The 1,073-nt window shown below is 44.5% G+C and carries 1 protein-coding gene and 1 pseudogene; both read left to right on the top strand.

Annotated elements, in window-relative coordinates; all coding sequences use genetic code 11:
• A pseudogene (locus R7Z50_RS24795) lies at positions 1–547 on the top strand (MSHA biogenesis protein MshI); the annotation flags it as partial.
• Positions 544–1,073, top strand: a 530-nt coding sequence (gspM, locus tag R7Z50_RS24790) for a type II secretion system protein GspM (RefSeq protein ID WP_318149389.1), incomplete at its 3' end; no start/stop codon positions are given. The pseudogene R7Z50_RS24795 and the gene gspM, both read left to right, overlap by 4 nt.

Below are 1,073 nucleotides of genomic sequence, written 5' to 3'. Positions count from 1 at the left end.
AGATCTCCTTAAGCTGAAAAATGTGGCGATTCCTTGGGGCGGGGCTGCGGCTGTGATTCTGTTGTCTTACGGATACGTGTGTTGGCAAAGGGAAGGTTTGGAAGATGAAATCGCGATTGTGAAAGGCAAGGGCGATATTCTTAAGTCTGACTTAGATTACTACCAAGTGAAGCTGCGTAAGCATCAGCCTGATCCAAATAAGTTAGCGGCCAAAGCGCGTCTAGAGCGTGAAGTCAAAGCTAAGCGAGACTCCTTGAAAGCGGTGGGCAAGTACGATGATTCGCAACGCACGGGTTACTCAGGTGTGATGCAGTCATTAGCAAAATTGGGCAACCAAGAAATCTCTTTATCCGAAATTCGCATCAACAACAACATCTTGGATTTAAAAGGCTTAGCGAAAGCTCCGAGTTCAGTGCCGAGTTGGGTAAGTCAGTTCAAGAATGAGATCAGTCTTGTTGGGCGAACATTTGACGACGTGAAAATCGGTCGCAATGAGAAAGACATAGTGACGTTTGAGTTGAAAACGCGCGAGGATAAAGAGAAATGAACGAATTCTGGAGCTCATTAGAAGAGCGCTTTGGAGACATGAGCGCGCGCGAGAAAATGCTGGTGGCGCTGTGTGGCTTCGTGACTGTAGTTATGTTGCTGTTTACGTTGGTGCTAGAACCTAAGCTCAATCAGATCTCAAACAATGAAAGACAGCTGAGTAACTTAAAGCAGTCAAACCAAAAAACAGAAATTGATATTTTACGTGTTAAGGCTCAATTGAAGAAAGATCCAAACGCAGATATTGATTTGGAAATTTCCAACCTGTTGACGGAAAGTCAGCATCTTTCGATGCAGTTGTCACAAATTATTGAACACTTGGTAACGCCTTCACAAATGGCGGGCGTATTAGAGAGCGTATTAGAGCAGCAAAGTGGCATTCACTTGGTGTCATTGCAGACTCTGCCATCTCAGCCGATCACAGAAGATAAAGAAGCATCACAATTCTCTGGCTACTACGTCCACCCAGTGCGTATGGAGATAACTGGTGACTACTTTTCTATCGCCAACTACTTAAACAAGTTAGA

This window comes from Vibrio sp. 1249-1 (assembly GCF_033340495.1).
This window is presented reverse-complemented; position numbering and strand designations above follow the sequence as displayed.